Source organism: Dyella sp. SYSU CM1112 (assembly GCF_058216415.1).
Window position 1 is genome coordinate 205,146 of sequence record NZ_JBZEGI010000009.1, and the last position, 11,703, is coordinate 216,848.

Consider the following 11,703-nt stretch of genomic DNA (forward strand, 5'->3'; position numbering starts at 1 on the left):
CAAGCCGTCTGGTATTTCAACGACCTGTTGATTACTGAACTTTACGAAGCGATATCTATATAGCGAGGAAAATCATGCGGAACAAGCGTAACGTGAACATGTTTCTCGTCGGCCTTGCCCTCGTTTCATGCGTGGGCACCGCTTTCAGCTCAGGATACCGAATCTCGGGTGCAAACCAATCCGCCACGGATGCGCAAGTACTGCCTTCGCGTGTCACACGCCTGCCCACCGCATTTCTCGACATTATGGGTTCGGAGGGCAACCATGAGCATATTACGTCTCACGCACTGACACCGGAAGAGCGGCAAATGGTCCGACAATCGCTGACAGCACTTGCGCCGCTTCAGCAACGCGTGATGCTGCAGCATCTGGCATCCATCAGTTTCGCCAACGGCATGCCCAACAGTGCCCTGACTTACCCTGCGAAAGGGCGGCCGGGGTTCTTCAACATCACTATTCGAGCCGGCGTGTTGCACGAAACAGTCTCGCAACTCGTGAACCACAAGGAAAACGCATGCTTCGCGCACGAAAATCCTGGTTCGCGCGTGGTTATCGACGCCGGCCGGATGCCCGCCTTGACCTATATCCTGTTGCATGAATCCACCCATGTCGTCGATGCGTCGATTGGACTCACCCTTGATACGGCCAAGAAGCGCGGACTAGACAAGCCCATTGGTGAGTTCGGGCAGGGCGTCTGGGTCGACTGGAAAAAGCCCGTTCCCGCGTATGGCAGCGCCGCATTGCAAGTCGGCTGCTACCACCATGGTGGAAAGGACGTTGATATTTCAGCGGCACCCGCCGTTTACAAGGCACTGGCAGACACGCCCTTTCCTTCGCTTTACGCTACGGCCAGTGAGCACGAATACATTGCAGAACTCATGGCGTATTCGGCGCTGTCACAACGGTTCCACCAGCCTTATACAATCACTGTGTACTTGAACAACGTACCGGTATACAAGATCGACCCGATGAAGGGCGTACTAGTAAGAGCACAGATGTCGAAGACTCGTATTTTCTACGGGACATTGAGCGATTCATCTGCATCACCAAGCAAGACGTAGCGGCGGCTATTTTTTATGCATGGCTCAATCGTTGGTGCCGTGTTGCCGGCCCCCAGGGCAACACTGAAGTGGTTGGCTGATATTGCTGTCGCTCTCCACGTAACTCTGTCATCGATCGAGCCTCTTGAGTAATTGCATAAAATGCAATGACATAGGTCGATTTCCCGATTTAGAGCGAACTACAACTTGTCAAAAGATGACGTGGTTACACGGATACTTTGAAAAAGGGGACATGGTTACGCGGGTATTGCGCAAAAGATGATGCAGTTAGGGGATGAACTTCTCCCTTGTCGCGATTAGGGCGCGTTATCGGGGGTAGAGAAGTGCTCAGTACCTCTCCCACCAGATAGACAACGTGCTTCCCACGCCCTGCGCTAGCCACGCAAACCGCGGCTACGGCGGCGCAAAGCCTGGGGTGAGAGCCCATAGATGCACAGGCAGGCTCGCCGCATGCGCTCCATGTCGAAGCCGACCTGCCTTGCGAAGCGCAGGCGCTCGATAGCGCGGGCGGGGCGTCGCCGGTTTCGGTAGTGAACTGGCGTGCGAACTGGCGTGGACTGATATTGGCTACCTCGGCTAGCGGCTCGACGGAAAGATGTTCCTTGAGGTGCTGGCGAGCGTAGGCCAGCGCGTCGCGGATACGACCCGGGGTCGGCTCAAGATCGAGCATGGTCGAAAACTGCGACTGTCCTCCGCTGCGGCGGTGGTAGACCACCAGGTCGCGCGATGGCCTTGGATGTTTCGGTGCCGCAGTCTTCCTCGATCATCGCCAGCGCGAGGTCGATTCCGGCGGTGATGCCTTGGCCCGTTTGGATCAACTTTTACTAAAGTCACTAAAGGCAGTGTGGATGACATCTATCTGACTCCTCAGCTCAAGGCTGGCGAGACTTATAGCAATGTGTTTTCTATCTTGCGCTCCATAAGAGCGCCGGGATTCAATGAAAATGCGACGACGCAGACCGTCTTGTTGGTCCTGGAGGCGATGGCGTTGTTTCAAGAGGCCCAAAAATTCTTTCGGCGGTCGATGACCGAACCCTTTTCGATGGCCGTCGCCGAAATACGGCTCAAAGGGACGCCGGCGGGCTCACCGTGATTCGCGTGAGGTTCCATCGTGCATTCAGGCGTCATAACAGCGCCGTCGCGCGAGGTCGCCTGCGTCATGACACCTCGGCTGATGGCTTATTTCGGTGCGGGAATGCAGGCACCTGCGACATCAGTTCTTCACTGGTGCTTTTCACGGGTGGTGCAACGCCGCTCTCACGGCGGCCATGAGTTTAACGCTAGTTTCACCGTGCGATGAAGAGCACTCCGAGTTGCCCCGGACTGCGCTTCCACCGCCATGCCCCATGCGATAGTCACGATATACCGTGCCAGTGCGTCGGGGTCGGCATCAGCAGGGAGCGCGCCATTGGACTGGAAATGCTTAAAGCGCTTCCGCAGCTCGATCCGGTTCGCCTTCCTTAGTTCGGCCAGTTCATGCCGGACAGAGTTCTCCGTTTCGTCGGAACATGGCAAGCTGCTGTTGATCACCAGACATCCGCGCGGGTGTAGCTTCGACGTATAGGAGTCCGCCAAGCCGTAAAGTACCCGCTCCGCGACGGCTAAAGGAGTTGCTTGGTTGAGGGCTTCCGCAAAGAAACCGCGCTGCTGCCTAGATTGGTAGCGGTCAACCACCTGTTTGAAGAGCGCCTCCTTGCTCTTGAAAGCGAAATAGAAGCTCGGCGGTGTGATTCCGATCGCTTCCGTTAAATCGGAGAGCGATGTGCCGTCGTAGCCCTTGCGCCAAAACAACTCACCCGCCTTATCTAACGCCTTCTCGATATCAAATTCGCGCGGCCTTCCCATCGATTTCATCTAACTCCGTCGTTGTATAGCAAGCAGCATTTAACGTTAACGCCTCGTCCTCCAAATGCCAGCGCTTTTGCACAGTTGGAGCCAATCTGGCGAACAAACGCGGGAACCGCCGCGTCCTCAGAACTGTTCCGTCCACGGGCGAAGATCGACATCGAATGACCAAGCGCTTCGTGGCTGTGACAACACGTCAGTGTAGGTTTGCGCAATCGCATCCGGGTCCAGTGTACCGTCCGGGTGGTCAGGACGATCTGGCCAGCTGGCGGAACGCACACCTCCATCGATGTTGAAATGGGCCACGTGAATGCCTTTCGGTCCCAGCTCCCTCGCCACGCTTTGGGCAAGGCCTCGTAACGCGAACTTACCCATGGCAAAGGGGGCCGACTTGGCAAACCCCTTCACGCCCGCCGTCGCGCCCGTGAATACGATCGCCCCGTGTCCCCGTGGCTCCATCCGCTTTGCCGCCTGCTGTGCAACGAGAAAGGCGCCGATAGCATTTACAGCGACGCACCTTTCTACGGCTGCAGGGTCCAAATCAGCTAGCCTTCCGGCCACGCGAGAGCCGGCGTTATAGATGACGACGTCGGGCTCGGCGAGTAGGCGCTCGGTATCGAGGAAAAGCTTCGCGACAGCCGAGGAGTCTGTGGCATCCACAGAGAAAGTTTTTGCGCCTGTCTCATCGGCCAGTGCCTTGAGCTTCTCGATATCGCGAGCAGCCAAGCCAACTCCCACACCAAGCGATGAAAGACGACGCGCGAGTGAGGCGCTGATGCCTGGTCCGGCGCCAACGATGAGGGCGGTCTTATACGGAAATTTTGCCATCACTATATTCCTTCATTGGTTGCATCTCTCGTTACTCCAATACGTCACGGTGCTAGGCGCGCTCGGCGAGCGATTGTATAGCGGCTAGTATAAAACGCTTGACGCTGCTCGTCCACATAATATAGCGTGTGATACAGAATCGGCGTCTTGATAACACGCCTATCTCGACGGGATCGGGACTGCCTCGATTCGTCATCTGAGCAAACGTCGTGTTGCTGCTCAACGTTCAAAAGAGACAACAAAATGAAGATACGAAGAATTGTTACCGCGGAAAGCAAGTCCGGCGTCGCGGTGCAGGCGACCGATCTGCTCGAAACGACCTCGGTCAATCTCCCCACCAATATCTGGGGGTTCGACCAACTTCCGACCCTGCCCCTCACAGCCGGGCAGGTGCTCGGCGAGTACCAGCAAAAGGGCCTCTTCGGTCCGAAAGGTGCCCTCCGGGTGGACGTCATGTCATTTCCCCCGGAGACGAGCAACCAAGTGCCGGATCTTGGAGCCCTTATGGCCAAGGTCGACTTCGGGACGGGTCACAACATGACGCCCGGAAAATCGGGCGGGGGAATGCACCGCACCGACAGCATCGACCTCGTGGTCGTGATTAGCGGCGAAGGGGAGATGTCTTACCCCGACGAAGACGGCGAGTTGAAGGAAATCCACCTCAAGGTAGGCGATTTCGTCGTGCAGAATGGCAACTTTCACGAGTGGCGTAACCGCTCCGGCGCACCCTTCGTGGTTTTAATCGTCACGCTTGGGGCCGAACGCAAAGCGACCTGAGTAACAAGGGCCATCAAACAGCTCCCCGCGCCTGCGCCTAACGAGGAAGAAAACAAAATGCCTAAACTGAAAGAAGAGAACGTTCCTGTGATGGTGGTTGATGGCGTCGTAAAGCTCCCTCCAGAAGCAAACGGTGCCATCGTTGTTGGCGGTTCGAATGCCACGGCTTACGCCGCGTATTTCTCGGCCAAAGCTGGCGTTCGCGCTGCCATTCATCATGACTGCGGCATAGGTCGAGATGAGGCGGGGGTCAGAGGTCTGCCTTGGGCGGACCAACATGGCATGGCTATGGCTGCCGTAGCAACGGACAGCGCTCGGGCCGGCGACGCCGCAGACATGCTCCACCGCGGGATTATCAGTCGCGTCAACAAACTTGCGGCCACGTGTGGCGTAGAGACCGGTCAAACCGTCGCCCAAGCAGTGGAGCTATTGAAGTCTGCCCCTTGGCCCCACGCAGACGTGGAGGCACCGGTAGAGGAACGCGCCTTTGTTGACGGCATCCTCTGCATAGGCTCCATCTCATTTGCTACTCCAGAAGATGCAGGCTTGGTCGTGGCAAGCGGTAGTCATGGCGGCAGAAGCGCTGCTCCATTTACGCGTTCCTTCAAGCCACGCTTTGTTTTCTTCAACGATGCCGGCTTCGGTGCGGATCGCGCGGGTGCTGCCGCCCTTTCTCTTCTCGATGCTGATGGTATTGCCGCCGCTACGGTCGCCGCGGACTCGGCGTGTATCGGTAATGGCGAGTCAACGCTGACACAGGGCATTATCTCGGCGGTGAATGAAACAGCATACCGACTCGGTGCCAGGGTCGGGGCGACGGCCCTTGATGTAGCGCGCACCGTGTCGGAGAGAGCCAAATAGTCCGCGCGCGGACAAAGCTGACTCACAACGAAGAAGGAAACAAAATGCCATTATTGAAAAACAAGATCGCCGTCGTCACGGGGGGCAGTAGCGGCATTGGCCTCGCGACCGCAAAGAGGTTCGTTGAAGAGGGAGCCTATGTCTTCATTGCCGGTCGCCGACAGGCGGAGCTTGACAAAGCCGTCGCGGAGATCGGCAAGAACGTCACCGGCATAAAGGCTGACATCTCAAATCTAGATGATCTCGACCATCTCTACGATACCGTTGCGAAGGAGGGCAAGATCGATGTGATTTTTGCGAACGCGGCTTTCGTCGAAAAGACGATGACCGCCGTCGCGACGCCCGAGCATTTCGACAAGACCTTCAACATCAACGCCCGCGGTACTTATTTTTCGGTTCAAAAGGCGCTGCCCCACTTGAATGATGGCGCTTCCATCATCCTCGTGGCATCCGCCGGGAAGAATAAAGGCCTTCCGGGCCGCAGCACCTACAGCGCCACCAAAGCGGCGCTTCGGTCGTTCGCCCGGACGTGGACCAGCGAACTCAAGGATCGGAAGATCAGGACAAACGTGCTGAGCCCGGGCCCAGTCGACACGGTGATGTTCGACGGGCAGTTCCCGTCCAAGGAGGGCGCCGCCGAAGCCCGTAAGCAGATCACCTCGCAAATCCCGCTCAACCGCCTCGGCCGACCGGAAGAGATCGCCGCCGCAGCGCTGTTTCTAGCCTCGGATGAAAGCAGTTTCGTCGCCGGCATCGACCTTGCGGTCGATGGCGGGCTAACCGCAGTTTGAGGAAGAGACGCGGCGCGATGAGCATTGAACATTTGAACAAACAACAAAGGCCTTATGACGGGGAAAATCAATCGCTAGAAGGTCGGCAACGTCAAGATCACGCGCGTGGTCGAGAGTTCGCCCGTGACATTCGGAAGGTAGCTACGATGCCCGTGATGGTGACCGATGGCATCCGCCGTCGACAGGTGGCTGAGCAGGTGATCCAAAGTGGTGTAGATATGGTGGGCATCGCGACCGTGTTGGCCATTGATCCGTATCTGCCAGTCGATTGGCGTATGGGCATCGACAACGCTCCGGAATTATGCCCATGACCTAGTAGAAGAACAAATCGCTTGCTTCGTTGGCCAACATGGCCGCGGTGCGTTTCCAGATGCGCAAGCTCAGTCACGGTAAAACACCAAACCCGAAGGTGTCGCCGTTACGCGCGTCGATCGAACAGCTAGCCGCCACCGTGTGGCGATCGCAGCAATAATTGAAAGTGGATCGCGCAGCGTTCAAAGACGCCGAGTGGGGCGCCATCTTCATCGCGTCAAACGGCGACGTTGGAGTATTAAGGCTCGCGCGCGCCAGTCTGTCCACGGTTGCATTCAAGGTAACTTAATATGGGCTACCAACGAAATAATGGGCAGTTCTCCTTGGATCTGCACCCATGACAACACGTTTGGATGGTCGCTCTTCGCACAATTTCGAAGTCACTCACACCGACGAGGAGTGGCGGAAGATCCTCACCCCTGAGCAATACAACGTGCTCCGTGGCCACGCGACAGAACGCGCAGGCACCTGTGCGCTGCTTTATGAAAAACGTAAGGGCACGTTTATCTGCGCAGGGTGTGATCAACCGTTGTTCGTCGCAAAAAAGAAATTTGAAAGTGGAACAGGTTGGCCAAGCTTCAATGAGCCGGAGCCGGGTTCGGTCGAGACCACTACGGATACCAGCCATGGCATGGTGCGCACCGAGGTTCATTGCAGTCAGTGTGGCGGCCACCTTGGGCACGTGTTTCCTGATGGGCCTCCGCCCACCGGCTTGCGCTATTGCATCAATGGGGTCGCCATGAACTTCCTACCAAATTCGACCCAGTGAGGTAGCACGATCTGGAGCGATAGCTTCTTGGTATCCGGAATTATTAAAGACTAACTCGAAGGTCCGCTTTCGACCGAGGCTGTGTGAAAACATCAGGCGGAGCTTTTCATTGCGCGGTTCTCGATCAAAATCGGCGACGTAGATGCGAGTCTGACCAACTCGCGGTCAGTAAGTCAGCTAGATTTCGCGTAGAAGGTACATCGTCAATGATCAAATTGCGTTTTCACGCAGTCTGGACCCAGTCCAGAGGTCAGGGAAAATCGATTAGAGCAGGCTATCGCGGGTAGAGCAGGGTAGCCCTCAACCCAAAGCGGAGCGGGTACGGACTGTGAGGTGCGAATCCCCTGCCTGAGCGTATGGATCGACGGTGTGCCGAAAAAGTTGTGGGCGATTTCTGAACACAGCACAAGACGTGTTCCGATGAGCCGCTGGCGATCCCACTAGAGAGAATCAACTGCTCATGTGTTCCAAGATTGCCCATGTCATTGCGAGCGCGTTTCGGATCTTCGAGCGCACGCCTTCATTTGCTTGCATCGGCAGGTTCACATGGGTCGCTGGTCTGTCCTCGGCGATTTTCGCAGAGGCCCTGGCGGCACGCGCAGCCGAGACATGCGGCGATTGCTCGTAGCGCGCACAGTCTGAGAGCGCTTTCGATAATCGGACCACCGTTGACTCCAGATTTTCCAATCGGGCGTTGACATCAGAATCGGAGTGCGTGCTCATTGAATTCCTTCAGAGGACAGTGGTCGTGGATAGCGAAATGCATCATCTCGGTATGGGCATTCAAAGCCACCGGGAGTTGAATGCCATGCCGTCACTTCACTTCGAAACGCGGACTAGCTTTTCAGAGTTGCGACCACCCCCCGTCGACCGGAAGTTCGACGCCAGTCGTGAAGGTCGCATCGAACGCGAGGAAGATGACGGCCTTGGCGATCTCGTCCGACGTCCCGAAGCGCTTCATGGGAATCATGCCAATCGTCTTCTCCCTAACCTGGGCGAGCACGTTTTTATCGGGAAACACTTTGTCGAGGATCGGCGTGTCGATGGGACCGGGCGTCACCGCGTTGACGCGAATCTCGCGAGGAACCAACTCAGTAGCGAGCGTCCGAGCGAATGATCGCAGCGCAGCCTTGGCGGCTCCGTATGTGGCTTGGCCGGGCATTCCCTTGACGTTGGCGACGGAGGTCGTGAGGACGACGGAGCCTCCCCGGTTGATCATCGGTGCGAGCTTCTGGACCGCGAAAAACGGTCCTTTGGCGTTCAGGTTGAACATCTCGTCATAGATGGCTTCGGTCACGCTCTCGAGAGGCGTTGGAATGCTGAAACCTGCATTGACGAAAAGCAGGTCGAAGGTGTCGAACTCGGCCTTTACCCGAGAGGCGAGGGCGTCGATGTCCGTCAACGACCGCGCGTCGCTCGAAACCACGAGGGCGCCCTTTCCGAGCTCTTTCTCCGCCGATTCCAGGCCGGCCTTCGAGCGACCCGTCACTAGAACACGTGCCCCTCCATCGAGGAGCATCTTCGCCGTCGCGAGCCCCATGCCGCTCGTGCCGCCGATAATCACCACCTTTTTACCTTGGTACCGTTCCATATGTATTTCCTTGTGAGCGTAGGGTTGCTTTGCTAATTTTGAACTGATTGGTAAGAAAGCTAGGCACAAAAGCGGTGCCCAAGGAATTTGTGAACTATTTATTTCACAATGCCCCTAAGACCCCTGTGGACGACCGCTTGGCCCCGCAATTGCAGGCTGACTCGGGTTACCCGGATCAGTTCAGCCGCGTCGGGCTCTCCTTCGGGACACTTGCCGAGTAAGAGAAATCGACTAAATCGACGCCAGAGACATTGACGACGGCCTGCCAGGCGGCTTCCTGGTTGGCACCATCGAGCAGGTGTGGTTGGAGTTGCACTTCCATTGGGCCCGAGAACTTCCCTTGAGCCGAGGCGAAGAATTGCCCTGAGACGTCGGTTCCGAACTCCGACGCCTGGAGGTACCGACGGGCCGCGGTCTCCGGCGTCTGATTCATGCCGGGAATGAGGTTCACGATTGGAATCATCAGATACTTCAACAACGGGCCAGCGTTTCGCGCCACGTTGGTGGCGTTCGACGCACCGGGCGAGACAGCGTAAACGGCCATGCCGGAGGGTAGCCGGCGCGCCAGCGCCGCGACCCACCACGCGATAATGAGCTTCGCGTCGGCATACGCAGTGTTGGGCACATACTTCACATGCGGCCCGTTGCGAAGCAGGGCTTCGGCAGCGGCGGTTTGGTCACCCTGGAAGTGTTTGTCCGCGAAGGCCGGCACGTCGGTGTACTTGAACATGGGAACGCCTCCGCGGGCAGGCTCCGCGCCGGCGATAACAATCCGCGCGTTGGGGCTAAGCAGGTTGGCACGGAGCAATCCGACCGTCAGTCGATGATGGCCGATCAGTGGGGCCTGAGACGCCTCGATGCCCTCCGCAGTAAGCACGCGCTGCTTACCTGGAACCAGCCCCGCATTGAGCAGCAGGAAATCGATGGGCCGATCTCGCTTGACGAGCTCGGCAACGGCGGACTGAACGCTGGACGGCGTGTTCAGATCCAGCGCCAGCGGGGTGAAGATCTGTTTCTTAGTCTCCGCCGCGAGCTGGGCGGCTGCTTCCCGCGCCTGAGCCAGGCTGCGCCCGGTGACGATGATCTCGCGCCAACCCTCTCCGGCGAGCAGGCGGGCTGCCGCATGGCCGAGCCCAGAGGTGGCGCCGGTGACGAGAGCGATCGAATGTTCCATGGGCGATTCCGTGGCGATGGAAAGGTCGACGCCGCCCCACAAGATCGGGGCCGCGTTGTCATTTTAGAACTGTTCGGTTACATTATATAGACTCAAGGTCGTGGTCAAGGAGTTTTGAACTAAATGTTTCAGAATGCCGCCAAGCCGCGGGGACGTCCGCGAAGCTTCGACGAGAGGGACGCGCTGGAAAAGGCGACGCGGGTGTTCCGGTCGAAGGGTTATGACGGTGCGACGATCGACGATCTCGTCGCAGCCATGGGCGTGGGACGGCCGAGCCTATATGCCGTCTTCGGGGATAAGCGGGCGATATTCTTGCGCGCTCTTCGGGCGTATGCGGAGGCAAAAGGCGCTCGCGCTGCGAAGGCGCTTTTCTCGCCGCCGACTCTTCGCGACGCGCTGGTCGGCTTTTTGAGGCACGCCGTAGAAGCTGCGACCGAGGAAGGATCCGCCCCAGGATGTCTCATGATGTGCGTCGCGCCGCTGGTAGACGACGCTGAGGTCAGGCAGTTCCTGAAGGATGCCGTAGCTGCCGGTTTGGCGCTCGTGGAACGCCGTCTCTGCGACGGAATTAGTGCGGGGGAAATCCCGTCTGACTTTCCCGTAGCCGCCCGCGCGAGCCAGGTGCTCGACCTTGGCCGCGGTCTGACGATGCGTGCGCAGATGGGCGTACCGCGCAAGACGCTCCTCGAAGATGCTGAGGCAGCGGCCGACTTAGTGCTCCTGTCGAGGCGTGGAATTGTGGCGCCGGACCTTTGAAGAGATGACGTCAGTGCATCAGGTCGCGAACGGGGAAAGATTCTCGTTCATAAGGCCAAAGCTCTAGCGCCGACGCGACGATCTCCCGATGCAAAGTATTTCGCGCCTCGATTACAGCACGGTAGAACAATACTAAAGCTGTGAGTTTTTTGGCTTGGCTGGCCACAGGGCAAAAAAGGGGCAAAGTCACAGCATCACATAGTGGTTTGGTCACAACTTCAGTGTGTCGTTGTTCTAGCAGGGCGCCAGAGCCAGCCGATTGTAGCGATAGCCACAATTTTACATAATATACATTATGCGCAATTTAGGATGATGCCGATGAGGCTTCAGGACGTGTGTCGTTTGCCCCTTAATTGTTGCACGCTGTCTAAGGACGACGAACTGCCCCCGCTGCAACCAAGAAACCGCCTCCTGGCAGCCAACAAACTGCCACATAGTCGCCGGTCGACCAACAATCTGCCGCATTCTCGCCGGGCACACCGACAAACTGCCCCGGATTTTACGGAGCTGGAGTCGGCGGACAACTTTGGGCCGTTCGCGCTTAACTCTGACGTTTCGTCCCGAGCGGACCAGTGCTCGTCCCACCCTGTAGTGAAATGCTCTGGGAGATTGCATCCGATCATTTAGTAGAGCTCTTGCTCCGCATTTAAGATCGCCTGCTCTTCCATCCCAATACGATCTCTCGTGGACTTCGTTGCGGCATCACCCAATTTATTGTCTTCCTGGCCGGCTACGATCGATGCAAATCGGGCATCGTCGAGGTTCTTTAACAAGGACACTTCTACAAGAACTTTTCGGTAAAAGGGATAAAGGTCCCCTTGTAAATCCAGCTTTCGGTCTGTAGTGGTCAACCCAACTTGGACAGTCCGATAGGAGTTTTGCCGACCATCGCGTCAACGACGGCCGGAATGCGTTGGCCGATGGCGGCATGCCATCGG

13 protein-coding genes are annotated in these 11,703 nt (G+C 57.4%); 8 read left to right on the forward strand and 5 right to left on the reverse strand.

All coding sequences use genetic code 11. The features are described 5' to 3' along the window. Positions 1-74 precede the first annotated feature (74 nt). Positions 75-1,061 (forward strand): hypothetical protein, encoded by a 987-nt coding sequence (locus tag AC4HNJ_RS14290; protein WP_490480260.1) that lies wholly within the window; start codon positions 75-77, stop codon positions 1,059-1,061. An 844-nt stretch (positions 1,062-1,905) separates the two neighbouring features. Continuing rightward, the gene (locus AC4HNJ_RS14295) at positions 1,906-2,154 is read left to right on the forward strand and encodes a hypothetical protein (RefSeq protein WP_490480261.1); all 249 of its coding nucleotides are present in this window, start codon (positions 1,906-1,908) and stop codon (positions 2,152-2,154) included. Between the two features lie 164 nt (positions 2,155-2,318). Here the strand turns inward: AC4HNJ_RS14295 and AC4HNJ_RS14300 are convergent, their stop codons facing one another. Both AC4HNJ_RS14300 and AC4HNJ_RS14305 read right to left on the reverse strand, forming a co-directional pair. Beyond that, entirely contained in the window at positions 2,319-2,915 is a 597-nt protein-coding gene (locus tag AC4HNJ_RS14300; RefSeq protein WP_490480262.1) for a TetR/AcrR family transcriptional regulator, read from the reverse strand. A 117-nt stretch (positions 2,916-3,032) separates the two neighbouring features. After that, a complete protein-coding gene (locus AC4HNJ_RS14305; RefSeq protein ID WP_490480263.1) occupies positions 3,033-3,734 on the reverse strand; it encodes an SDR family NAD(P)-dependent oxidoreductase in 702 nt (233 codons plus the stop codon). 243 nt (positions 3,735-3,977) lie between these two features. Between AC4HNJ_RS14305 and AC4HNJ_RS14310 the strand changes: the two genes are divergently transcribed. The 5 genes from AC4HNJ_RS14310 to msrB all read left to right on the forward strand — a co-directional run bounded on the left by AC4HNJ_RS14310 (position 3,978) and on the right by msrB (position 7,244). Next, positions 3,978-4,511, forward strand: a complete 534-nt coding sequence (locus tag AC4HNJ_RS14310; RefSeq protein ID WP_490480264.1) for a cupin domain-containing protein — start codon at positions 3,978-3,980, stop codon at positions 4,509-4,511. 57 nt (positions 4,512-4,568) lie between these two features. Continuing rightward, complete coding sequence (locus AC4HNJ_RS14315; RefSeq protein WP_490480265.1) at positions 4,569-5,372, forward strand: hypothetical protein; 804 nt, start codon at positions 4,569-4,571, stop codon at positions 5,370-5,372. A gap of 44 nt (positions 5,373-5,416) precedes the next feature. Further along, positions 5,417-6,163, forward strand: coding sequence for an SDR family NAD(P)-dependent oxidoreductase (locus AC4HNJ_RS14320; protein WP_490480266.1), 747 nt, complete (start codon positions 5,417-5,419; stop codon positions 6,161-6,163). Positions 6,164-6,180: 17 nt separating this feature from the next. Further along, the gene (locus AC4HNJ_RS14325; RefSeq protein ID WP_490480267.1) at positions 6,181-6,474 is read left to right on the forward strand and encodes a hypothetical protein; all 294 of its coding nucleotides are present in this window, start codon (positions 6,181-6,183) and stop codon (positions 6,472-6,474) included. A gap of 338 nt (positions 6,475-6,812) precedes the next feature. Further along, on the forward strand, positions 6,813-7,244 hold the full coding sequence (gene msrB / locus AC4HNJ_RS14330) for a peptide-methionine (R)-S-oxide reductase MsrB (protein WP_490480268.1): 432 nt from the start codon (positions 6,813-6,815) through the stop codon (positions 7,242-7,244). A 450-nt stretch (positions 7,245-7,694) separates the two neighbouring features. On the opposite strand, the gene AC4HNJ_RS14335 is transcribed toward msrB, so the two are convergent. The 3 genes from AC4HNJ_RS14335 to AC4HNJ_RS14345 all read right to left on the reverse strand — a co-directional run bounded on the left by AC4HNJ_RS14335 (position 7,695) and on the right by AC4HNJ_RS14345 (position 10,009). Continuing rightward, positions 7,695-7,967 carry a hypothetical protein gene (locus tag AC4HNJ_RS14335; protein WP_490480269.1) on the reverse strand — a complete coding sequence of 91 codons (273 nt, stop codon included), beginning with the start codon at positions 7,965-7,967 and terminating at the stop codon, positions 7,695-7,697. Between the two features lie 121 nt (positions 7,968-8,088). After that, positions 8,089-8,835, reverse strand: a complete 747-nt coding sequence (locus AC4HNJ_RS14340) for an SDR family oxidoreductase (protein ID WP_490480270.1) — start codon at positions 8,833-8,835, stop codon at positions 8,089-8,091. Positions 8,836-9,010: 175 nt separating this feature from the next. Continuing rightward, entirely contained in the window at positions 9,011-10,009 is a 999-nt protein-coding gene (locus AC4HNJ_RS14345; protein ID WP_490480271.1) for an SDR family NAD(P)-dependent oxidoreductase, read from the reverse strand. Between the two features lie 123 nt (positions 10,010-10,132). On the opposite strand from AC4HNJ_RS14345, the gene AC4HNJ_RS14350 reads away from it, so the two are divergent. After that, complete coding sequence (locus AC4HNJ_RS14350; RefSeq protein WP_490480272.1) at positions 10,133-10,765, forward strand: TetR/AcrR family transcriptional regulator; 633 nt, start codon at positions 10,133-10,135, stop codon at positions 10,763-10,765. The last annotated feature ends 938 nt before the right edge of the window (positions 10,766-11,703 follow it).

Excerpts from the sequence above, each read along its gene's own strand:
- AC4HNJ_RS14340 (WP_490480270.1), bottom strand. The coding sequence starts at position 8,835 with ATGGAACGGTACCAAGGTAAAAAGGTGGTGATTATCGGCGGCACGAGC.
- AC4HNJ_RS14350 (WP_490480272.1), top strand. The coding sequence starts at position 10,133 with ATGTTTCAGAATGCCGCCAAGCCGCGGGGACGTCCGCGAAGCTTCGAC.
- AC4HNJ_RS14305 (WP_490480263.1), bottom strand. The coding sequence starts at position 3,734 with ATGGCAAAATTTCCGTATAAGACCGCCCTCATCGTTGGCGCCGGACCA.
- AC4HNJ_RS14325 (WP_490480267.1), top strand. The coding sequence starts at position 6,181 with ATGAGCATTGAACATTTGAACAAACAACAAAGGCCTTATGACGGGGAA.
- AC4HNJ_RS14300 (WP_490480262.1), bottom strand. The coding sequence starts at position 2,915 with ATGAAATCGATGGGAAGGCCGCGCGAATTTGATATCGAGAAGGCGTTA.
- msrB (WP_490480268.1), top strand. The coding sequence starts at position 6,813 with ATGACAACACGTTTGGATGGTCGCTCTTCGCACAATTTCGAAGTCACT.
- AC4HNJ_RS14315 (WP_490480265.1), top strand. The coding sequence starts at position 4,569 with ATGCCTAAACTGAAAGAAGAGAACGTTCCTGTGATGGTGGTTGATGGC.
- AC4HNJ_RS14320 (WP_490480266.1), top strand. The coding sequence starts at position 5,417 with ATGCCATTATTGAAAAACAAGATCGCCGTCGTCACGGGGGGCAGTAGC.
- AC4HNJ_RS14345 (WP_490480271.1), bottom strand. The coding sequence starts at position 10,009 with ATGGAACATTCGATCGCTCTCGTCACCGGCGCCACCTCTGGGCTCGGC.
- AC4HNJ_RS14290 (WP_490480260.1), top strand. The coding sequence starts at position 75 with ATGCGGAACAAGCGTAACGTGAACATGTTTCTCGTCGGCCTTGCCCTC.
- AC4HNJ_RS14335 (WP_490480269.1), bottom strand. The coding sequence starts at position 7,967 with ATGAGCACGCACTCCGATTCTGATGTCAACGCCCGATTGGAAAATCTG.
- AC4HNJ_RS14310 (WP_490480264.1), top strand. The coding sequence starts at position 3,978 with ATGAAGATACGAAGAATTGTTACCGCGGAAAGCAAGTCCGGCGTCGCG.